Source organism: Empedobacter sp. GD03739, assembly GCF_029843245.1.
Classification (GTDB): Bacteria; Bacteroidota; Bacteroidia; order Flavobacteriales; family Weeksellaceae; genus Empedobacter; species Empedobacter falsenii_B.
On the sequence record NZ_JAOCHX010000026.1, the window covers coordinates 16,641 to 38,766 of the forward strand.

The 22,126-nt window shown below is 31.2% G+C and carries 24 protein-coding genes and 1 riboswitch; of the genes, 8 read left to right on the forward strand and 16 right to left on the reverse strand.

The window, feature by feature from the left end:
- Positions 1–52 precede the first annotated feature (52 nt).
- The gene (locus N5E64_RS09830) at positions 53–898 is read left to right on the forward strand and encodes a glycoside hydrolase family 25 protein (protein WP_280037364.1); all 846 of its coding nucleotides are present in this window, start codon (positions 53–55) and stop codon (positions 896–898) included.
- Here N5E64_RS09830 and N5E64_RS09835 read toward each other — a convergent pair.
- From N5E64_RS09835 to N5E64_RS09895, 13 genes are all read right to left on the reverse strand, one after another.
- The gene (locus tag N5E64_RS09835) at positions 895–1,494 is read right to left on the reverse strand and encodes a hypothetical protein (RefSeq protein ID WP_038332220.1); all 600 of its coding nucleotides are present in this window, start codon (positions 1,492–1,494) and stop codon (positions 895–897) included. The genes N5E64_RS09830 and N5E64_RS09835 overlap by 4 nt on opposite strands.
- Positions 1,495–1,633: 139 nt before the next feature.
- Positions 1,634–2,407, reverse strand: coding sequence for a hypothetical protein (locus N5E64_RS09840; protein ID WP_038332222.1), 774 nt, complete (start codon positions 2,405–2,407; stop codon positions 1,634–1,636).
- A gap of 78 nt (positions 2,408–2,485) precedes the next feature.
- Positions 2,486–3,739 (reverse strand): MFS transporter, encoded by a 1,254-nt coding sequence (locus tag N5E64_RS09845; RefSeq protein ID WP_280037366.1) that lies wholly within the window; start codon positions 3,737–3,739, stop codon positions 2,486–2,488.
- Positions 3,740–3,892: 153 nt separating this feature from the next.
- Positions 3,893–4,555 (reverse strand): 3,4-dihydroxy-2-butanone-4-phosphate synthase, encoded by a 663-nt coding sequence (gene ribB, locus N5E64_RS09850; protein WP_114999705.1) that lies wholly within the window; start codon positions 4,553–4,555, stop codon positions 3,893–3,895.
- A gap of 131 nt (positions 4,556–4,686) precedes the next feature.
- Positions 4,687–4,815: riboswitch (FMN riboswitch) on the reverse strand.
- A 355-nt stretch (positions 4,816–5,170) separates the two neighbouring features.
- The gene (locus tag N5E64_RS09855; RefSeq protein ID WP_115002005.1) at positions 5,171–5,791 is read right to left on the reverse strand and encodes an SGNH/GDSL hydrolase family protein; all 621 of its coding nucleotides are present in this window, start codon (positions 5,789–5,791) and stop codon (positions 5,171–5,173) included.
- 6 nt (positions 5,792–5,797) lie between these two features.
- Complete coding sequence (locus tag N5E64_RS09860; RefSeq protein ID WP_280037369.1) at positions 5,798–7,207, reverse strand: radical SAM protein; 1,410 nt, start codon at positions 7,205–7,207, stop codon at positions 5,798–5,800.
- 46 nt (positions 7,208–7,253) lie between these two features.
- A complete protein-coding gene (locus N5E64_RS09865) occupies positions 7,254–7,487 on the reverse strand; it encodes a hypothetical protein (RefSeq protein WP_114999703.1) in 234 nt (77 codons plus the stop codon).
- A gap of 1 nt (position 7,488) precedes the next feature.
- Positions 7,489–7,689 (reverse strand): hypothetical protein, encoded by a 201-nt coding sequence (locus N5E64_RS09870; RefSeq protein ID WP_114999701.1) that lies wholly within the window; start codon positions 7,687–7,689, stop codon positions 7,489–7,491.
- Positions 7,689–8,297, reverse strand: a complete 609-nt coding sequence (locus tag N5E64_RS09875; RefSeq protein WP_347881230.1) for a prolipoprotein diacylglyceryl transferase family protein — start codon at positions 8,295–8,297, stop codon at positions 7,689–7,691. The genes N5E64_RS09870 and N5E64_RS09875 overlap by 1 nt, the downstream gene beginning before the upstream one ends.
- A 232-nt stretch (positions 8,298–8,529) precedes the next feature.
- A complete protein-coding gene (locus tag N5E64_RS09880; protein WP_114999699.1) occupies positions 8,530–9,363 on the reverse strand; it encodes a 1,4-dihydroxy-2-naphthoyl-CoA synthase in 834 nt (277 codons plus the stop codon).
- Between the two features lie 66 nt (positions 9,364–9,429).
- The gene (locus N5E64_RS09885; protein ID WP_125350194.1) at positions 9,430–10,158 is read right to left on the reverse strand and encodes a hypothetical protein; all 729 of its coding nucleotides are present in this window, start codon (positions 10,156–10,158) and stop codon (positions 9,430–9,432) included.
- A 73-nt stretch (positions 10,159–10,231) separates the two neighbouring features.
- Positions 10,232–12,274, reverse strand: a complete 2,043-nt coding sequence (locus N5E64_RS09890; protein ID WP_280037375.1) for a pitrilysin family protein — start codon at positions 12,272–12,274, stop codon at positions 10,232–10,234.
- 14 nt (positions 12,275–12,288) lie between these two features.
- The gene (locus tag N5E64_RS09895; RefSeq protein ID WP_115001216.1) at positions 12,289–13,611 is read right to left on the reverse strand and encodes a pitrilysin family protein; all 1,323 of its coding nucleotides are present in this window, start codon (positions 13,609–13,611) and stop codon (positions 12,289–12,291) included.
- Positions 13,612–13,832: 221 nt separating this feature from the next.
- Here N5E64_RS09895 and N5E64_RS09900 point away from each other — a divergent pair, with 221 nt between their 5' ends.
- The 4 genes from N5E64_RS09900 to N5E64_RS09915 all read left to right on the forward strand — a co-directional run bounded on the left by N5E64_RS09900 (position 13,833) and on the right by N5E64_RS09915 (position 17,400).
- Positions 13,833–14,636: a sulfite exporter TauE/SafE family protein gene (locus N5E64_RS09900; RefSeq protein ID WP_115001218.1), complete on the forward strand. Its 804-nt coding sequence runs from the start codon at positions 13,833–13,835 to the stop codon at positions 14,634–14,636.
- 8 nt (positions 14,637–14,644) lie between these two features.
- Entirely contained in the window at positions 14,645–15,232 is a 588-nt protein-coding gene (locus N5E64_RS09905) for a methyltransferase domain-containing protein (RefSeq protein ID WP_115001220.1), read from the forward strand.
- A gap of 137 nt (positions 15,233–15,369) precedes the next feature.
- Entirely contained in the window at positions 15,370–16,809 is a 1,440-nt protein-coding gene (locus tag N5E64_RS09910; RefSeq protein ID WP_125350198.1) for a rhodanese-like domain-containing protein, read from the forward strand.
- A 78-nt stretch (positions 16,810–16,887) separates the two neighbouring features.
- Positions 16,888–17,400: a hypothetical protein gene (locus N5E64_RS09915; RefSeq protein WP_221854750.1), complete on the forward strand. Its 513-nt coding sequence runs from the start codon at positions 16,888–16,890 to the stop codon at positions 17,398–17,400.
- Between the two features lie 15 nt (positions 17,401–17,415).
- Here N5E64_RS09915 and N5E64_RS09920 read toward each other — a convergent pair whose 3' ends face one another.
- Positions 17,416–18,657, reverse strand: a complete 1,242-nt coding sequence (locus tag N5E64_RS09920) for a glycosyltransferase (protein ID WP_221854751.1) — start codon at positions 18,655–18,657, stop codon at positions 17,416–17,418.
- Positions 18,658–18,756: 99 nt separating this feature from the next.
- Here N5E64_RS09920 and N5E64_RS09925 point away from each other — a divergent pair, with 99 nt between their 5' ends.
- Complete coding sequence (locus N5E64_RS09925) at positions 18,757–19,158, forward strand: hypothetical protein (RefSeq protein WP_280037381.1); 402 nt, start codon at positions 18,757–18,759, stop codon at positions 19,156–19,158.
- Positions 19,159–19,274: 116 nt separating this feature from the next.
- The gene (locus tag N5E64_RS09930) at positions 19,275–19,856 is read left to right on the forward strand and encodes a tRNA-(ms[2]io[6]A)-hydroxylase (protein WP_115001228.1); all 582 of its coding nucleotides are present in this window, start codon (positions 19,275–19,277) and stop codon (positions 19,854–19,856) included.
- A 178-nt stretch (positions 19,857–20,034) separates the two neighbouring features.
- Here N5E64_RS09930 and N5E64_RS09935 read toward each other — a convergent pair whose 3' ends face one another.
- Positions 20,035–20,283 (reverse strand): hypothetical protein, encoded by a 249-nt coding sequence (locus tag N5E64_RS09935; protein ID WP_280037383.1) that lies wholly within the window; start codon positions 20,281–20,283, stop codon positions 20,035–20,037.
- Between the two features lie 5 nt (positions 20,284–20,288).
- Positions 20,289–20,933, reverse strand: a complete 645-nt coding sequence (locus N5E64_RS09940; protein WP_280037384.1) for an MgtC/SapB family protein — start codon at positions 20,931–20,933, stop codon at positions 20,289–20,291.
- 106 nt (positions 20,934–21,039) lie between these two features.
- Between N5E64_RS09940 and N5E64_RS09945 the strand changes: the two genes are divergently transcribed.
- Positions 21,040–22,062: an LLM class flavin-dependent oxidoreductase gene (locus N5E64_RS09945; RefSeq protein ID WP_280037385.1), complete on the forward strand. Its 1,023-nt coding sequence runs from the start codon at positions 21,040–21,042 to the stop codon at positions 22,060–22,062.
- The last annotated feature ends 64 nt before the right edge of the window (positions 22,063–22,126 follow it).

Here is a 22,126-nt window from a genome sequence, read left to right on the forward strand (position 1 = left end):
CATCGAAAATTGAAGTAATATTGCATAGAATTTATCTATTTCAACTACTAAAATGCCTCGTAAAAAGAAAACACAACAATCTATTTTTAGTACATTAAAAAAAATCAAACTTTCGACTTATGTGATTAGTTTACTGATTTTGTGCGTTGTTTATTTTACATATCGTTATCGTCATGGTATTCATTACTATTTTTCGGTTGTAGAAAAATCGCTGAAAGGTGAAAAATTGGTTGATGATAAAGTTACAAAATTTGATATCCGAAATATTGAGGTGATGGATAAATATTATCTCAAAACTTTTGGTGTTGATGTTTCGCATTATCAAGGAAAAATTGATTGGACGAAAATGCATACGATTTACAATTTGTATCCGATAAATTTTGCTTTTATCCGTTCTACAATGGGAACTTCGTCTATTGATGAGACTTTTGAAGATAATTGGGAAGGTGCAAAAGAAAATAATATTTTGCGTGGTGCTTATCATTTTTATCGTCCAGACGAAAATTCTACTTTACAAGCACAAAATTTTATCGCAAAAGTAAAATTAGAAAATGGTGATTTGCCTCCAGTTTTGGATATTGAAACCTTACCGAAAACTCAATCTATGGATCGTTTGGTGGAAGGAATCAAGAATTGGTGCAAAATTGTTGAAGAGCATTACGATATCAAACCGATTATTTATACGTCGGACAAATATTTCGAAGATTATTTACAAGATCATTTTGATGGTTACATTATTTGGATTGCCAATTACAATTTTTGGGTGCAAGAAATGAAAGGTCATTGGGATTTTTGGCAATTTACCGAAAAAGCAACCATAGATGGCGTAAAACGTTATAAAGTTGATGTGAATATCTACAACGGAACCATTGATGATTTGGAAGGATTGACGCTTTAGTTTTCTGGATAAAACTTCTTATAATCCTCGTGATAAGCGCTATCCCAATTTACTTTAGAAAAATCTTCGGAAGTATTATTGAATTTCGCATCGGCTACCAAACGTTCGCGCGTTGAAAGCGGACGATAAATGTAGCGTAATTTAGTATTTATCAAATAATTTCTTAATTTTTGAAGCTCTTTACTTTTAATTGAATCTTTATTTATTCCTATGACAATAGATTTTGGAATTCTTTTATCTTTTTCAGTTTTCTGTTCTATTCTTTTAATAAAATCAATTATTGTATCTGATTTTATTAGAATTAGATCTTTCTTTTTAACTTTAAATAACTCCGTTATTTTTTTATCATTAGAATCCTGTAAAGCTTCAGTTCCACAGATTTTATCGTAAGGAAACTTATTATAATAAAAATATGTAACTGAATCGTTGTAAAAAATAAATTGATAATCAGAAAAAGGGATAAAGATCAACTCAGGTTTTACAGAATCATCTTCAATTTTTTTTTCTAAATCTTTCTCGTACTTTCTATAAGAAAACGAAGAATCTGCATTCATTCCCATTGCCAAAATCTTTTGATTAATCGAATCTTGACGCAATTTATCGCGTTCTTCTTACGATAATTCTCGCTTACAACTCAACAAACCAAATCCTAAAAGTAAAAAGTAAACAATAGATTTCATTGATAATTATTTTCTTAAAGATAACAAAAAAGCGAATCGTTTGATTCGCTTTGTGTTATTTCGTTAAATCTACTTTCCCGTTTTTATATTTGAATTCGCAATTAAAAACATTTTTAAACATCTGCACATTATCTTTATTAGTAATCCTAATACTTTTCTTGATAAAATTATTAAACGATAAATGTCTATAATTAATATCATCAAAAATTCCTAATCTAATAAATGGATTTTGATATTTATCATATTCAAATTTTGTTACAGTTCTTATCAAATTGTCATCGTCAATAATATCAGTTCTTACAATACTATCCAAATTTGTTACATGTGGATATTTATTATTTCTGTCCCATGTATAAGTTTCATTAGCAACTAATCTATTATCTTTAAATTCTTGAACCGAAGTCAAAACTGTATCACCATCAATTGGTTGATAATCATATTTCGTTACAATGCCATTTTTTTCAGACCAAATTTTTTGAATGATTTTGTGTTTGTAATATAGTTTTAGCTGATAATTTCCTGTTTCTATTAATTGACCATTCTCTATAATTTCATACTCAGAATCATTGATATAATTTACTTTCTGATCCCTTAACGAATATAATAAATACTTAACTTTCTTCTCAATAGGACGATTTTCCTCATCATAAATAATTTGAATACTATCAAATTGATAAAGATTATCAAAATCATCAAAAAAATAACGATTAGAAAAATAACTTGTTGGAAACAAATTTTCATTCGATTCAACTAAATCTTCTTCAAAAGTATCTGTCGAACAAGAAATTAAAAATAAAGTACAAAAAGTAATTAATAAATATTTAAACATTTTCTGAACAGTTTATTGCAAAAATAGACTTTAAAAATTAACAAAAGCCTTATTGTCTATTTTTTTAAGTAAATTATTTTATTCTAAAGTTACTTTTCGAATAGGTTTGATGAAAAATGCAATTAAAATTACGGTTAAAATTGTCATCGTTCCGCCAAAAATAATTCCAGGAACTAACCCTAAAAATGTTGCAGCAATTCCACTTTCTAAAGCTCCTAATTCGTTAGAAGAACTCACAAATATTGAATTAACAGATGAAACACGACCTTTCAAATTTTCGGGCGTTTTGATTTGTAAAATACTTTGACGAATTACCATCGAAATTGCATCAAAAGCTCCTCCAAACATCAAAATCACAAAACATAAATACAGATTTTGACTAAATCCAAAAGAAATAATACAAACTCCAAACATTGCGACTGCTCCCAATAATTTTGGTCCAACATTTCCTTTCAATAAACTTGGAATCATCGACAAGAAAAACATCATTATAATCGATCCAATTCCATGTGCTGAACGTAATAATCCAAAAGCTTCAGAACCTTGATTCAGTACTTTTTCTACAAAAGCTGGCAACAACGATTCTGCTCCACCAAAGAAAACCGCAAACATATCCAAACTCAAAACAGCTAAGATAATTGGTGTTCCCCATATAAATCTCAATCCTTCTTTGATACGTGTCATTGGCGATTCTGTCGATTCTGATTCAGATATTTCTGCTGGTTTTTTAGAGATCAACAATATCATCACCATCGAAATACACATAATTGTAAAAGCAGTTATCAAAGCAGCTTCAATACCAAATTTTGCTAAAATAACTCCTCCTGCCAAAGGCCCTAGAACTGATCCAATCATAAATGCAGACGAAGAAACTGGAATTGCTTTTGTGTAATTTTCTTTGCGAACAACTAAAGCTAAAAGTGCAAATAAAGCTGGTCCACTAAAAGATCTTGTCAATCCTAAAATGAAAAATGCAAAATAACAGATTCCCAAATAAACAGGAATTCCGATTGCTTCTCTGACAGACGGAAAGTTAACAATCATCAATACAAAAGAAGCGGTCATAAAACAACCAATACTTCGTACCAAGATCATCTGTTTATCCAATTTATCGACCAATTGTCCCGCATAAAAAGCAGTTAAAAGAATTGGTAAAAACTCGGCTAAACCAATTAATCCAAGAAAAATTTCTTTCTGAGTGACTTTAAAAATTTCGTACGCAACAGACGTACTCTGAATGAATAAAGCAAAGATTAAGGAAAACCTTAAAAATATGAATGGAATAAATTCTTTATTTTTCCAAACGGATGGAATTTTCTCCTCTGATGTCATTTTGTAATTTGAATTTTAAGTTTTTAAATGTACATTGATTTTATTCAAAACACACTTGATTTGAGTTAATAAATTTGCATAAAATCAAAAAAAATCTTCACGTATTTCTACCCGAAGATTTTTGAAAGTTTATGATATATTTTATTGTTTAATTTAAGCGAATTCTAATTGTTTTTTCTCCTCTAATTGAAGACGATATTCGTAAATATCCTCAATTGTCAAAACAGTCATTTCATGTTTTTCGGCAAAATCTATAATTTGCGGAACTTTCGCCATTGTACCATCAACATTTGTCAATTCGCACAAAACTGCTTCATTTCCTAAACCTGCTAATTTCACAATATCAATACTTCCTTCTGTATGTCCTCGACGTTCCATAACGCCTTTTGGACGAGCAATTAAAGGAAAAACATGTCCAGGTCGATTAAGGTCAGTCGGTTTTGCAATTGGATTAATTGCTGTTTTTATCGTTTGTATACGATCGGCTGCAGAAACACCAGTTGTTACACCTTCTTTTGCTTCAATAGTTACTGTAAATGCAGTATGAAAACGTGAGTTATTGTTTTCGACCATAGGATTTAGCTCCAATTCATCTGCTTTTTCTTGTGTAAGACACAGACAAACAATACCGCTACATTCACGAATCAATAAAGCCATATCAGGCGCAGTAATTGTGGAAGCAGGAAAAATGATATCACCCTCGTTTTCACGATTTTCATCATCAATTAATAAAATTCCTTTTCCGTTTTGTAGATCTTTTATTGCATTTGCAATTCTTTCATTGGCTGTTGAGCCAAATTGTGTGATTGTTTTCATTTGATTTTTGTTTTATCATGAAACATCACTTCAGGGCGAAACACATTGTTAAGTAATAAGCTCAAAGTTGTGCGTCATGAGTTTTTCACTCAGAACTTAACACTTATCACTCATGACTTTCAGTTGTGTTCAATTTTCTTCTCTCATCCAGACTATACTGTCGGTTTTGGAGTTTCACCAAATCAGTCCAATAACAGTTGTTAAAGGAGTCGCGGACTATAACCGCCGGTAAGGAATTTCGCCTTGCCCCGAAGAAAATTTCGTTTGTTAATACTAATTTTTTATTTGAAAAATTACCATAAACTTTCGCGAACAAAGTTACAAAACCAAAATGAGTTATTTATAATGAATAAAGATTATTTTGTTTACTATCAATAAAAACCATATCTTCATTAAAACACTAATAAAATGAAAAACAAAGCATTAAGAATAATTCTGAAAATTGGTTATTACGCTTTATGCGGATATTTAGTTGGATTATTAATTTCTTAGATCTCACCAACTGGAACAAGCCAAAACGCACCATTTACATGTATAGCTGGATCAATGACTTTTTTATTTTTTAAAGATTATATCATTCCTTATTACAGAAGTCAAATTCAACAAAAATAGATTTTACAAATATTTCTCTACAATCGGTTTGATTTGATTTGCGATAAATTGATATCCTTTTTCATTTGGATGAATACCATCTTTTGAAAGAAATTCTTCTTTAGTTGAATTAAAACGTGAGAAAATATCAATAAATTCTATTTGATTTTGAAGTGCTAATTCTTTTAGCTTTTGATTGTATAATTCAATTTTTTGAGTCGTACGAAATTTACGTTTAGGAACTTTTATTCCATCAACCGTTTTAGAGATTGGTAAAATACTTATCACATAAATGTTAACTGTAAATTCTTTTGCTTGAGAAATTACTTCAAAAAGATTTGATTCAAAATTAACAAGAGAAACCAATTCTAAATCATTTCTTTCAGCTAAATCATTTGCGCCATAAAAAAAGAAAATTAGATTTTCGTCAGGAGAAAAGCGCGCTTTTGTCTCAACTTCAAATCGTTTCATTAAACCTTCTGTTGTCTCTCCTCCTATTCCGAGATTAAAACAATTGACTTCGTTTGCATTGTTATTATAAAACTCAGCATGGCAATAACGTTTCAAAATTTCTACATAACCTCCCAAAACCCCGTCATATTCGCCGTAGGTAATACTATCTCCAAAAAATAAGCAATTTGTCATCATCATCTAAAACAACACTTTATCCTCTTTTCTCAATTCTTCTAAATAAGCAGCTTTTTCGTCACGATAAAATAAATTCATTGTTTCGAATGGAATTAATTTCAAATCTTTGTTGACGATATGTACGCAAGACTTTTTAACAGCACGAACATCAAAATCATGTGCATCCATAAAATTCAAAATGATTATTCGGAACAAATTATCGTAATCTAAATCCAATTCGGGCGCGCAAACTTCTGGTAAACAACAAAGCAACTGATTCATTTTTGGTTGTACTTTATCCACAGAAATTCCTGTGCTAAAAATATCCAACAACTGTACTTTCAATTCTTCATCTTGTTCGTAAACAATTGTATTTTTTGATTCGTTATTCAATAAATCGGCAGGATTTATATAGCGTGTTAACGGAATTACCTCGTCATTTAATTTTAACATATATCCCATTGCCAAAGCATCAGGATTACACGAAACCGGAATAATATCATCTCCATTGAAAAGAGGATATTGATTCAGAATCTCTTGACGAACTTCCGTTAAGGTAATTTTTTCATGAATAGAGTCTTCTCTGTTTCGGCCTGCAATTTCTACAGGTTGAAAAGTAACTCCACGCACACATTTTTGTTTTAAAGCAAAATCGATGATTTTTCCAATTTCATCCGTATTTTTATCTTTTTGAAGAACAACAACCAAAGTTGTAGAAAGATTTAATTCATTCAATTTTTCTAAAGCTTTCATTCGAACATCTGTCAAATCTTTTCCTCGAAAATCTTCTAAAACTTCTTTTTTAAATGAATCAAATTGTAAATAAACTTCAAATTCTGGTGCATAAGTTGCTAATTTTTCTGCAAAACCTGGATCATTCGCAATTCTAATTCCGTTTGTATTCAACATCAAATGTTTAATTGGTTTTGATTTTGCAATTTCCATAATCTCAAAAAATTGTGGATGAATTGTTGGCTCTCCGCCACTAATTTGAACCACATCGGGTTCGCCTTCATTTTTAACAATGGTATCAAACATCGCTTCTATTTGCTCTAAACTACGATGAGAACCGTAATGTGGCGATGACATGGCGTAACAAGTAGGGCACGTTAAATTGCATCGATCCGTCACCTCAACAATTGATAAACACGAATGTTGCTCGTGATCGACACACAAACCACAATCGTACGGACAACCATATTCTACATCTGTCTCAAAATGCAAAGGCATTTCTGATGCTTTATTGTAATTTCTTATGTTTTTATAATAATCGACATCCGTTGCTATTTTTGTTTTGAAGAAACCATGATCTGGACAACGTTTTGTCATAAAAACATTCTCGTCCTCGATAATAATTTTTGCACCAACACGTTTTAAACATTCTGGACAAAGTGAAATTGTATAATCGTAATACGTGTAATTTCTAACCGGCATAATATAAGTTTTAAGTAGATTTAAGTTTTAATGAAAGGTACGATGTTTACATAGATCCACAAACCATTCCTGAAATAATAAGTGTAACCAATGCACACATTCCAAAAATCATTAAATAGTATTTTGAAGATTTACTTTTTCCAGAAATAGAATTTATGATTAGCGAAATTACTGTTCCAACAGCGCCTCCAATAAGTGCAATTACTGCTAAAATTGCTATAATAACATAAATAAAATCGTTTCCAAATCCTCCTTCTGCAAATATTACTGAATATATCATATTAGTTTCCAATTAAAATTAAGCCACAAATTGAACCCGAAGCAAGTAAAATCCCTATTCCCCAAACCATTAGTTTTAGAGACATTTCTACACTTTCTATCTCATTTTTATTCTTTGTAAATAAGTACAAAATAAAACCTGCTACAGAAAGTACAGAACCAATAAGAAGTAAAATAAAAACAATTGTAAATAAAGATTCCATTAGTTAGATTTAAGTTGTGATAACTTAAAGATATAATAAAAAATAACACCAACACAAGTAATTTGAATAGAACTTAATCCTAAAAAAATGGGATGTATTGGTTTGATAAAATCTAAACAGAAACGAAACACAAAATAAGCCAGCATAAAGATTTGAAACAAATATCCAGAAGGATAAATATATTTTTTCTGAACGATTTTTAAAACTATCCAAAGCAAAATAAGGTAAACAATTTCGTACAAAGCAACCGGATGACGTAACAATCCATCGCCTAAATCCATTCCGAAAATAGATGTTGTTTCTATTCCATATGTTTGTTCATAAATGCCTGTTAAAAAGCAACCAATTCGTCCAATTATCATCGCTAAAATCAAAGGAAAAGTAATCAAATCTCCTGTACTTTCTTTGTATCTAATTATCTTTTTTGTGAGTTCTACACCAATTAAACCAAAGGTTAAACCACCTATGATTGTGTTACTTGTCCAGAAAAAGAGAAAAGGATTTTTTGCATCCAAAAGAGCTTGCGGATTTTCTAATGTTCCAATTATTTTAGATCCCAAAAGTGCACCAATTAAAGCGCCTATAATTATACTAAACGATTGTGTTATCGATAAACTTGATTTGTTTCGTTTTCGTAGAAATGCTTAATAACGCATCGCAATAAAAATTCCGACCGATTCGAGAATAGGATGAATTAAGACTGAATGTCCAAAAATTTCAATGGATACAGGAAAATCTATTATCACAAATTAATTAGGTTTTGAGTAAAAGTAATTGATTTTATAGAAATAAAAAAAGCGATGTTAAACATCGCTTTTCGTTTATATTTTGAAAATTTTCTTATCTAAATTTAGAAAAATCTCTTGGACGTTTTTCTAAGAATGCATTACGACCTTCTACAGCCTCTTCTGTACCATATGCAAAACGTGTTGTTTCACCTGCAAAAATTTGTTGTCCAACTAAACCATCATCTACCAAATTGAATGCATATTTCAACATTTTAATTGCTGTTGGCGATTTTGTTAAAATCTCTTGTGCCCAATCAAAAGCAACTTGTTCTAACTCGTCATGCGGAACAACTAAATTCACCATTCCCATATCGTAAGCCTCTTGTGCAGAATAATTAAGACCTAAGAAAAAGATTTCACGAGCACGTTTTTGACCAACTTGTTTTGCCAAATAAGCCGAACCATAACCACCATCAAATGAAGCTACATCTGCATCAGTTTGTTTGAAAATTGCGTGCTCTTTAGAAGCCAATGTCATATCACAAACCACGTGCAAAGAATGTCCTCCACCTACTGCCCAACCGTTTACCACAGCTACAACAACTTTAGTCGAAAAACGAATCAAACGCTGAACTTCTAAAATATTTAAACGTCCAACACCATCTTGTCCTTCATAACCTTTTGCGCCACGAACACGTTGATCTCCTCCAGAACAGAAAGCCCAACCACCGTCTTTTGCAGATGGTCCTTCTCCTGTCAATAAAATTACACCAACTTCACGGTCTTCTTCTGCTAATTGAAAAGCATCTAATAATTCGAAAACAGTTTTCGGACGAAATGCATTACGAACTTCAGGACGATTAAACGCAATACGCATTACACCATCACATTTCTTGAACGTGATATCTTCGTACTCCTTTACCGTTTGCCAATTGATTGTTGCCATTATATATTTTGTTTTTTGATTAAAATTTTCTCAAAAATAAGATTTATTCATTTTTAAAAATAATTTTCAGTTATTAATCTCAAGTTTTTCTGCTCTTTTTCTACGATATTCAAGCATACGTTGGTCTATAATTTCTTGAAATTCTTCTTTAGTTACCTCATTTTTTGCGTTAAGTGGTTTTATTTCTTTTAAAGGATTTGTTTCAATTCGTTTTAAAATTAAATTGTTTCCTCCATTAAAGTTTGCTTTAACAATAATTCCTTTCAAACCCATCAATCCAAAAGGCGCAATATTATCAGAATATGTTTCGTCAACCCAAATAGTTGTAGTAATAATTTTATCCTCTTTTAATCCTTTATCTTTACGTTTTGTATTATATTTCTTGGTAAGAACTCCGTTTATTTCTTCTGTTTCGTTCAAATCAATCCAGTATAAATCATCAAACTTTGAAGTCACAAGATATTCTTTATTCATTAGATTTTTTTTATTCGATATAAATTGATTTTTATAATCATAATAAAACATACCATTTGCTCTTACAAAAATTTGTACCATATCAATTTCTAAAGTTTGGGAATTATTCAACTTTTCAATCGGAACAAACAAAGCTTGCTCTCCGTTATACGTATAAATATATTCAACAGGATTCGAAGTTGATTTTATCAAATCAAAAGATTTTGACGATTTAAATTCTACATCAGAACTTAACTCATAAATAAAAGTATTACCTTTTGGTAACTGTGCAAAACACAAACTTGAAATCAAGATTATAATTAGAAAAAAGTATTTATTCATAATAGTGACATAAAAAAAGACAATCCGAAAAATACGAATTGCCTTTTAATTTGAAAAATATTTAAAAGAATTGTTATTTAAAATCTGCGTCAGAAACGTTTTTATTAATTTCTGTTGCATCGATAATAATTTTGATCGTTTGTGGACCAGTTTCTGTTATCATTTCAGAAGGCATTAATATTCCATCAAACGTTTTATATCCTTTGTTAATTGTCGTTGCAATCATATCACCTTGTGGAGATTTCATTTTTTGCTCAGATTTCATTAACAAACCAGTTTTTACATCATAAAAATCTGTACGAGAAATATCTGCAGCAACAACTTTGTAATATTCAACTCCGTTTTCAGAAACGATTCCTTCTACTTTAGCCGTTTTATACCCTTCTGACAATGGTACAAATAAAGAATTTGTTTTCTTTAAAGGTGCTGTCAATTCAGCTGGTAAATCAAATTTTTGTCCTTGTATAACAAATCCTTTTTCACCATCAAAAGCTTGTGTAACATTCATTCCACCTATACTCATAACCGTAATAGACTTGTTTGGAGCTAAATCCTTTTTTGTATAAGTTCCAGGCATTCCCATCATCTCAATTTTTCCTTTTTGAGCAATCGATTTTACAGCTTTCACTTTGTCCGCGCCACCAATAGCTTTGAAATAATTATCTGTAATTTGAGCGACAGTAACGGTTGTAGTTTTTGCACCAGATGTTGGTTTATCAGTTTTATTTCCAAAAGAATCGTAATAATTAACTGGGTAACCTAACTTTTCTAAAGCTGGCGCAATTTGCTCTAATTTCCCTGTTACATTGATTTTTGCTTGATCTGGACGGAAATATTTTTTCGAAACGCGTAATACATCATCAATTGTTACAGCATTAATATTTTTGATATAATCTGCATAAAAACTATCTGATAATTGATTTGTCTTTTTCGTTAAAGCCTGATTAGCAACCGTAGAAGGACTTTCTAAAGTCAAAATAAAGTTTCCTAAGAATTTCGCTTTTACATCATTCAACGTTTGTTGATCAATTTTGTTTAACGTCATTCCTTTGATTTCTTTCATCGTTTCAACGATTGCAGAATCCGTCACTTCATTACGAACTGTCGCATTTGTATTGAAACGCCCAACGTAACGAGAATCAGAAACTCCCCCACGTGCACCATATGTCCAACCATGCGCTTCACGAAGATTCATATTCAATTTCGAATTAAAATCTCCTCCTAAAATAGACGACGCAATTAACGCTGCATAATAATCTGGATCTTTCTTCGTTAACTGAACTGGATACGAAACCGAAACCACAGATTGCACTGCATTAGGCATATTAATCGCGTTTAATTCCGTTTTTGTAACCTCTTCTACTTTTGGAAATGCTGGAATATTTAATTTTCCTGCTTGCCAAGAATTAAAGTTTTTCTCCGCCAATGCTTTTACATCTTTTGTCGAGATATCTCCAACAACAATCAAATAAGCATTGTTTGGTTTGTAGTAGGTATTGTAGTAATCCTTCACATCTTGCAATGTAATTTTCTCAATTTGGGCTGGTGTATCAAATTCTGAGAAAGGATTATTTTTTCCATAAACTAATATATTCGAAACGCGAGATGCTGCAGCTTCTACAGATTTTTCATTCGATTTTAAACCTTCGATGTAGCGTTTTTTAACATCCGCAAATTCACTTTCAGTAAAGTTTGGATTCATAGCTCCATCTGCCATATAACCAAAAATCTCATTGAAATATTTAGTCAAAGAACTTGCAGAAGCTCCTTCTTCCCAAAAGTTAACACGAGCACCTAAAAACTCAATACGTTTATTGAAATCATCTTTGGATTTTGTTTTCGTTCCTGTTCCTAACATTTCGCTCAACAAAGACTCTGCTCCTTTTTTTGCACCTAATGCAAATGGTGGATTATCGATGGTTAATGTTGCAGAAACTCGTGGTAATTTATGATTTTCAACAACTATAACTGTTAAACCATTTTTTAATTTGAATTCGTTCGATTTTCCTAAATTAACCGTCGGTGCTGGACCTGGTTTTGGCATTGGAATCGCCACTTGCGCATTTAAGCTAACTGCCATAAAAGCGATTGCAAGAGATAATATTTTTGTTTTCATAATTCGGTTGTTTTTTATTTTGCAGCTTTTTTAGATTCTGGTAAATAATGAATAATTACACGTTGGTTTTTGTTTAGATACTTTTTAGCAACATTGCGAATATCTTCTCTTGTTACAGATTGATAAATTTTCAATTCTTCGTTGATTTTATTTGTATCTCCGCCCAACATATAAGCATCTGCTAAAGCATGTGCAATGTTTTGAACACCCGATTTTGAAGCCACAAAACTATTTTCAATTCCATTTAAGATTTTTTGGTAATCTTCTTCAGAAATCAAATTTGTTTGAACTTTTTCAATATCTTGTTGTAAATCTCCTTCTAATTTATCCAAAGAAACTTCTCCTTGTGGTAAAATTCCTATTGAATAAATTCCGTAATCTTCCATTTGACGATTGAAAGCAAATATTTGTAATGCTTCTTTTTTCTCGTCAACATATTTTTTATATAAAACTGATGATTTTCCACCTGTTAAATAGCTTGATAACATTTCTAATGCATAAGCATCTTTTGATTTGTTATCTGGCGTACGATAATTAATTGCCAATAAAGGAATCTGAATATTTGCATCATATTCTGTTGCACGAATTTCTGATGTAATTGGATCTTCCTTCACAATAGTTTTCACAACATCTTTTCCTCTTGGAATTACACCAAAATATTTCTCAATTAATTTCTTTGCTTCGTCTTTATTAAAATCACCCGCAACAACTAATACAGCATTATTTGGCACATAAAAAGTTTGACTAAAGTGTTTGAAATCGTCTAATTTTGCATTACTCAAATCCTCAAAAGAACCAATTACACTCCAACGGTAAGGATGTTTTTTGAAAACATGAGGATTAACCGCTTCTCCATACGAAAATTTACCATAAGGTTGATTGTCTAAACGAGAACGTTTTTCTTCTTTTACAACTTCTTTTTGTGTATCAACACCAATTTGGTTGATGATTGGTTGACGCAAACGATCAGATTCCATCCATAATCCTAATTCTAAATTATTTGATGGAAAAGTTTCGTAATAATATGTTCTGTCCGTTGTTGTATTCGCATTGTTAGAACCTCCATGAGAAGATACAATTTTGAACCATTCTCCTCTTTTGATGTTCTGTGTACCTTCAAATAATAAATGCTCAAAAAAGTGTGCAAAACCTGTTTTACCAACTTGCTCATCTTTCGAACCTACGTGATACATAACACCTGTTGTAATAACTGGAGCAGAATTATCTTGATGAAGGATAACATGCAATCCGTTTGGTAGAGTATACTCATCAAATTTTATTTGCTGACCAAATAACGCTGATCCTGCAAATAAGATAGACATAAAAATTTTTTTCATTTAGTAATTTTTAAGTTTTTTATCTATTATGCTTATGTAACATTAGTAGCAGTTTTTTTGAAAATGTTACACCAAATTTGCATAATAATTAAAAAAAAGTAAAATAATACACGTCTATTGATTTAGTAGGCATTTGTATTAATTTACAACAATATTTCATAATATACCTATAGTAATTGTTATTGTATTTGCTATAGATTTGTAAAAATCGAGAGAAAAAAATGGATTTTATAGAGTTTTTTGGTTTTGTAGGTGCCTTCTTCATCGGACTAATTATGGGAGTTCTTGGTGGTGGTGGATCTATTTTAGCCGTTCCTATTTTAGCGTATATTTTTCATTTCGACGAAAAAATTGCTACTGCTTATTCATTATGCATCGTTGGATCGACAGGATTGATTGGAGGAATAAAGCAAGCTTCGCAAAAAATGGTTGATTGGAAAGTCGTTTTTCAATTTGGATTACCAGCTGTTGTTGGAATTACATTGGTTCGTGCATTTTTAATTCCTGCCCTACCAAGTAATTTATTTTCTATAGGCGATTTTATCGTCACACGTCGAATGGCAATGTTTGGTTTATTCGCTATTCTGATGGTTTTCGCAGCTATTTCTATGTTAAAAGGTAAGAAAGAAGAACAAATTGATCAGAAAAATGATAAGCTAAATCCTCTTTTATTAATTCAAGGATTTTTAATCGGAGGATTAACAGGAATGGTTGGTGCTGGCGGTGGTTTTTTGATTGTTCCGGCATTAATGATGGTTGCAAAATTAGATATGAAAAAAGCTTCGGCAACTTCGTTGGTAATTATTGCCATCAATTCACTTATCGGATTTTTTATTGGTGATGCTTTACACATCAAAATTGATTGGAGTTTTTTGAGTGTTTTCATTGGAATTTCTATGGTTGGAATTCTTGTCGGAACCTACATCAACAAATTTTTACCAGTACAATTTCTAAAACGAACATTTGCAATCTTCATTATTTTAATGGCAATTTTTATGTTCATCGAAGAATTTATAATTCAATAATTTAAAGTATGGAACTGAACGAAAATTTTTGGAACGATAAATACATCACAAATCAAACTGGTTGGGATTTAAAAGCTCCTTCTACTCCACTAAAAGAGTATATCGATCAATTGGAAGATAAAAATATCAGAATTCTGATTCCAGGTTGTGGAAATGCTTACGAAGCAGAATATCTTTTGGAACAAGGTTTTACGAATATTACATTGATTGATATTTCGGAAATTGTAGTTGAAAAAATCAAAGAAAAATTTAAACATAATCCCAATATCAAAGTTCTTCATCAAGATTTTTTTGAGTTAGATGGTGAATTTGATTTGATTTTAGAACAAACTTTTTTCTGTGCGTTAGATCCAAAATTACGTCAAAGTTATAGCATCAAAATGAACGAACTGTTAGCCGAAAACGGAAAATTAGTTGGTGTATTATTCAACAGAGAATTCGGAAATAACACGCCACCTTTTGGAGGTGATAAAACTGAATATCAGACGTATTTCAACGATTATTTTGATTTCAAGGTAATGGAAAATTGTTATAATTCGATTCCTCCTCGCGCAGGAAATGAATTGTTTATTAATTTAAAAAAGATGACGAAATAACCTATGATTTCATTCATAGTTTTAGCTATAACTATCAATCTTATTTGATTTTAAATAGAAGAAAAGTATCAGAATTAGTCCATCAGAGGAAAATTCTAATTTTAATTATTTGTATTTTTACACACTAAATTATTCTTATGAAAATTGAACAAATTTACACCGGATGTCTTGCACAAGGTGCCTATTATATTGAAAGCAATGGTGAAGTTGCAATTATCGATCCATTAAGAGAAATACAATCTTACATCGATCAAGCTACAAAAGATAACGCTAAAATCAAGTATATTTTCGAGACGCATTTCCATGCAGATTTCGTTTCTGGACACGTTGATTTAGCGCAAAAAACTGGAGCTACAATTGTCTATGGGCCTACAGCAGAAACAAATTTTGATGCACATATTGCATCAGATGGAGAAGTTTTTACTTTAGGTAATATTACAATCACAGTATTGCATACACCTGGACATACAATGGAAAGTACAACGTATTTATTGAAAGATGAAAACGGTAAAGATTACGCTCTTTTTACTGGGGACACTTTATTTATTGGTGATGTTGGTCGTCCAGATTTAGCACAAAAATTAAATACAGATTTAACACAAGAAAAATTAGCAGGTTATTTATTTGATTCGTTACGAACAAAAATTATGCCTTTAGCTAATGATATAATTGTATATCCTGCTCACGGAGCGGGTTCTGCTTGTGGAAAAAACATGAGTAAAGAAACTTTTGATACATTAGGAAATCAAAAAGAAGTAAATTATGCGTTGAATCCTAACATGACAAAAGAAGAGTTTATCGTAGAATTAACTTCAGGATTATTACCTCCTCCATTCTATTTTCCAGAAAATGTAATGATGAACAAATTGGGTGTTGAATCTTTGGATGTAGTGAAAGAACGTGCGAATAAAGCTTTATTTCCAGACGAATTTATGCAAGTTGCGGAAGATACAAATGCGTTAATTTTAGATGTTCGCGATCCTCAAACTTTTGCAGCTGGATTTATTCCAAACTCCATCAATATTGGAATTAGAGGAAATTTTGCACCTTGGGTTGGTACATTAATCACAGATATCAAACAACCAATTTTGTTAATTGCAGAAATTGGTGAAGAAGAGGAAGCGGTAACACGTTTGGCTCGTGTCGGATATGACAATGTAATCGGATTTTTGAACAATGGTTTCCAAGCTTGGGCTGAAGCTGAAAAAGATTTCGATGAAATTGTTTCGGTTTCTCCAGAAGAGTTTGTAGAGTTAGTTGATGAAACTGAATTAAAAATTTTGGACGTTCGTAAGCCAGGTGAATATGAAACTTCTCACGTAGAAGGTGCAATTACAGCTCCATTAGATTTCATCAACGAATCAATGAAATTAATCGATCCAGAAGAAACCTATTTGGTACATTGTGCAGGAGGATATCGTTCAATGATTTTCACGTCTATTTTACGTGCTCGCGGTTACGAAAATTTAATTGACGTTGCTGGAGGTTTTGGTAAAATAAAAGAAGTTGAAGGTGTTAAAATTGTAGAAGGAGCTTCTCCTTGTCAATCAGGAAATAATTCTTGTTCAACGAAATAAACAATTTATTTTAAATAATAACGTTATAGCCTTGGGATAATCAAGGCTTTTTTTATATTCGTCATCTAAATTCATCCAATGAAAAAATTGTTATTCATCGCCTCTCTTTTTACATATATTACCGCTTTTGCTCAACAGAAAATACATGGAGCTGAATCGTTTGCGCTAACTATTCCAAAAGATTTTCAACGTACAGTTGGGTTAAATGATTATGCAACTATTCAATTTGAAAGTCTTGCTCCAAAGCCGAATTCGTATGGATTTGTGATTTTTGAACACAAAGATGAATTAAAATTGGCAGATTCTAATTTGGATATGATTGATTATACGCTAAATTCTATCGGGCCATATAAAACACAAAAAGGGTTTAATTATATCAAAAAACCTTATGTTGCTTACGAACAGGGATTCAATTATGCCTATACTGAATTTGAAACAAATGATCCCGAATCTGGACATATTTATTTTCTACAAACTGTAATCGAAACGAAAGAATTTGTCTATCAGATTTTACAATATTGCAGTTTCGAAAATCAAGAAATAATGAAAAGCGATTTTGTCAAAATTGTAAATAGCTTCAAAGTAGAATAATCAACAAAAACCTTCCTATTTCGGAAGGTTTTTGTTTTTCTGTTCAATCCAAAGTGACATATATTTTGTACTTTGATGATGATGATGTTGCAAAATTTGACCAATAAAATTTTGATTTCGATGTTGAATTAAATTTTCTTCAATCGATTTAATCTTCACTAAAAAATCAGCTTCAAATTTAGTTTTATTGTAATTTTCATTCAGAATTTTGACTCCATTTTGTTGAGCAATTTCCCACTCTTTCTCATTATTGTAAAGCAAAATAGCTTTCTCCACAAACGCTTCAAAATCATCTTCTACAAAACCATTCCAATCAAAATTATCTTTCATTGCTTCTGCTCCAATCGTAGTCGTAACCGAAGGAGTTCCAGTTTGCATTGCATCCACAAACTTTCCTTTTACACCAGCGCCAAAATTAATCGGCGCCAACAAAACTTTGTAATTTGACATCGTTTCTTGCGCATTTTCTGCTCTACTTTTGATCAAAAATCGTTCGGAAGGATTATTTAATTGCAAAACTTTTTGCATTGCATAAGCACCATAAATATGTAATTCAGCTTTCGGAAGTTTCTTTCTCAAAATTGGCCAAATTTCTTTTTTTAAGGTCTGAACACAATTAAAATTAGGTTCATGAATAAAATTTCCGATAAACATAAAATGTTCTCTTTCTTCAAAATTTTTCCAAAAATTGATTTTTTCTTCTGTAATTTCATTTTCTAAAAAAGGCAAATAATACAAGATTTTTTCATCAATTTTAAATTGATTTTGTAGAATTTCTATTTCCTTTTTCGAAATCATCAACGATAAATCACAGCGTAAAATAGAAGCTATTTCTCGTTTTGCTAAATCAGAAAACAATAAATCTTCTGTAAATTCTATTCCTTTTTTAGCTGTTTCTTGTCGCGCATTTCGTAAAAAATGCAAATCTTCTGTATCCAAAATTTTCAATGCATTTGGACATTCTTTCGAAACTCGCCAACCATATTGTTCTTCAATCATAAAACGATCAAAAAGAACAATTTCAGGATTTAATTCTCTTACAAAATCATCAAAACTTTCATCATTTAACTGAATTTCAACTTCTTTTATTCCTTTCGAAATCAAATCAAAACTATAATCAGATTTTGAGGCAGCGCACGCAAAAGTTATCTCAAATTCAGTTTTTTTGAAACAATCGATTAACTGAATCATTCGAGTTCCTGCCGCAGAAGAAGTTGGTTCTGGCCAAACTTGACCAATGATTAAAAGTTTTTTCATCCCACAAAATTACACTTTCTGTTTCTTAATTGGAAGATTAAATATTATACACCCAATTTGGCTTATTTTAATGTAAATTTGCAGCTAAAATTATATAAAATGTCTTATCAAACTGTTTTTGAAGAATTTTTCGGGCAAGTAAAATCAAGTATCAAAGAAGGAACTTTTGCAAAACTTACAATGGCCAAAACTATTGGAGATACTGATCTTAAAAATATATTTGTTCGTTTACATCTTTTAGAAAATAATGAGTACAATTTTGCCTTCACATTTCGTTATAAAACCGAAGAAGTTGAGCAATTTCATAGTGTTGAACAGACTTTTTTAATTTTGAGTTCTTACATCAAAAATCCATTTACAAACGCTTTATTATTTACAATTGAGAAAGATTTAATTTTTAAAGTGAACAAAAAAAATGCAGCAAGTTTGACGGAACAAGCACCAACTTTCAAACATGCATCGGATGTGATGTTAGAAATGATTGAGAAAAAAATTATCTAATAAAATTAGTGCTCAATTTATGAATTTACTTGATTCCTGAATAAATGATAAGAATCTTGATGTGCAATTTTACACAATATAATTTCGTAAATTTGAACTTTAAGAATTTTCGAAAAATGCTTGGATTAAAACTTTTGACAGACCCACGTTGGGCTGATATTGCGGAAAGAAATTTAGAAGAAATTTTAACAGATCATGCGTGGTGTGAACAAAAAGCGGCGACAAACGCGATTACCATGATTGCGTATAATTCTGAACATGACGAATTTATTCAGGAAATGTCGGATATTGCAATCGAAGAAATGCAACATTTCAAAATGGTTGTAGAAATTATCGAGCGTCGTGGATACAAATTAGGTCGCGAGCGAAAAGATGATTATGTTGGTCAATTGATGAAATTTTGTAAAAAAGATGGTTCTCGAAATATGGCTTTTGTTGATCGTCTATTATTTGCAGCGATGATTGAAGCAAGAAGTTGTGAGCGTTTCAGAACATTATCTCAAAATATAAACGACGAAGAATTAGCAAAGTTTTACTATGATTTGATGGTTTCGGAAGCGAATCATTACACAACTTTCTTAAATTTTGCTCGAAAACTTTCAACTGATGTTGATGTGGACAAACGTTGGAAAGAATGGTTGGATTTTGAAGGAAATTTGATTCAATCTTACGGAAATAAAGAAGCTATACACGGATAGAATTTAGATAATAAAAAAGTGAAATCAAGATTTGATTTCACTTTTTTATTCGACATAAATCAATCGACAAGGAACGTCCAAATCTTCCGTCAAATAATAACTACAACACAAGCGATGATAACCATCTGCAATGATTAATTCGTTCGCAGATCTTACCAACAAAATTGGAGAAAGCTTTTTATTTGCTTTTATTTTTTTTGAAATTCTCTTGAACATGCCTATTCTCCAAAGGAAGTAAACTCAATTTACTCGCTCTGAAAATATCTTTGGATTTTTTAATTATTGTTTTGGCTTCCGATAATTTATTTGCAAGCGAAGCAGCTATTTCAGGCTTAAAAATTAATTCCAAATAATCTTGCGCAGCAGTAAAATCGTGATCTTCCGGTTCATCTAACCAAATATTTTTGTCATCTGTTAGGTTTTTCATGCTAATTAAAATTGATAGGTTTTTATAATTTTATCATCTAATAATTGCTTCATCAACATTTTATGTTGTTTACTTTTACCTCTAACCAACCAAGTTGTAGAAACATTTCCATCTGTAGCATGTTGCTTAGCAACCGAAAATTTTAAATCAAATTTTTTAAATAATGTTTGACAATATTCATATTCCTCTTTCGACTTTGTCAGAATTGTATAATATTTAATTTTATGGTAATCATCAATATAATTTTGAAGATAAGTTAATCCAACCAAAATAATCAAAACGATAACACTTCCCAATAAACCTAAATAAACATACCCCGCTCCAATACACATTCCCAACGATGCAGTCGCCCAAATAGTAGTTGCGGTCGTAATCCCTGCAACTTTATTATCGTCCTTAAAAATTACTCCGGCTCCTAAAAATCCAATTCCCGTAATGATATTTGCAGCCAATCGATCAGGATTTCCTACTCCAATTCGGATCGAAAGAATTGTAAACAAACAGGAACCAAAACTAACTAAAATGAATGTTCGTAAACCGGCAGATTTGTTGCGATATTCTCTTTCCGTACCGATCAAAACGCCAATTATAATCGATATACAAATTAAAATCAATTCATTTTGAATCGATTTCGCTAAAAATTCTTCCATAACAGAATATATAACATTAAATATACAAATTTGATCTTTTATTAACTATCCTATATCAATTTAAATCTAAAATTCTATACGTAAATTTGACTAAATCTAAAATAGTATGGAATTAGGAATAGGAATGTTTGGCGATCTACATATTGATCCTAAAACTGGTTATACACAAACTCCTCAACAACGTATGAGTGAGATTATAGAAGAAGTAAAATTAATGGACGAAATTGGATTAGATTTCTTTGGAATTGGAGAACATCATCGTCCTGATTACGCAGTTTCTTCTCCAGAAATTATTTTGGCTGCTTTGTCTACAGTTACAAAAAATATTAAGTTGGGAAGTGCCGTTTCTGTCATCAGTTCTACAGATCCCGTAAAGTTGTATCAAGATTTTGCTAGTGTTGACAATTTATCGAATGGTCGTGCTGAAATTATGGCTGGACGCGGTTCATTCATCGAATCTTTTCCTCTTTTCGGTTATGATTTAAACGATTACGATGCTCTTTTTGATGAAAAACTTCGTTTACTTTTAGATTTAAATAAAAACGAAGTAATCAATTGGCGCGGAAAATTTAGAATGCCAATTATTAATCAAAGTGTTTATCCAAAGCCTGTGCAAGAAAAACTACCTATTTGGATTGCTGTTGGCGGAACAAAATCATCAATTGTACGTGCTGCAACATTAGGTTTACCTATTATTTTCGCGATTATTGGAGGCAATCCTGCTGATTTTAACTATCTGTTCGAAATTTATAAACAAGTTTATATCGAAAATGGTCATGATATTAAAACGATGCAAATTGGCGTTCACATGCACTCTTTTTTTGGAGAAGATAGAGAAAAAATTGCAGAAGAATATTTTCCAATTTATGGTGCACAAATGAATAGAATTGGAGCAAGTAGAGGTTGGCCAAAATATACAAAACCACAGTTTGACTATGGACGTTCTACAAATGGACATTTGATTGTTGGAGACGCTTCTTTAGCGGTTGATCGTATTTTGAAATATCAGGAAATGTTTGGTTTAACTCGTTTTTCTGCACACATGGACGTGGGAGCGCCAAATCACTTGGATATGATGAAATCTATCGAAATTTTTGGAAAAGATATTCTACCAAAAGTGAAAATGTAACAAAATAAATTTAATTTATAATGACAAAAGACACGATTCGTTTTCGTGTCTTTTTTTATTTTTC